The organism is Paraburkholderia sp. SIMBA_053, from assembly GCF_046534895.1.
Lineage (GTDB): Bacteria > Pseudomonadota > Gammaproteobacteria > Burkholderiales > Burkholderiaceae > Paraburkholderia > Paraburkholderia caledonica.
The window spans coordinates 1-252 of the sequence record NZ_JAWRXU010001221.1 but is presented as its reverse complement, the minus strand read 5'-3'; the positions used below and the strand labels follow the sequence as shown (position 1 = coordinate 252).

The window sequence follows — 252 nt, the reverse complement described above, 5'->3', positions numbered from 1 at the left end:
GCTCCGGAAGACGGTTGTTGCGCACGTATTCGGTGAACGCACTATGGCGACGCTGGGGCGTCTTATGAGCCTGCTGTCACCCTTTGACGTGGTGATATGGATGACGGATGGCTGGCCGCTGTATGAATCCCGCCTGAAGGGAAAGCTGCACGTAATCAGCAAGCGATATACGCAGCGAATTGAGCGGCATAACCTGAATCTGAGGCAGCACCTGGCACGGCTGGGACGGAAGTCGCTGTCGTTCTCAAAATC

At 56.3% G+C, this 252-nt stretch carries 1 protein-coding gene; it reads left to right on the top strand.

From position 1 onward, the window contains the following. Window positions 1–252 (top strand): IS1 family transposase (locus SB753_RS39520; protein WP_265920485.1); only part of this gene is annotated, 252 nt, incomplete at both ends.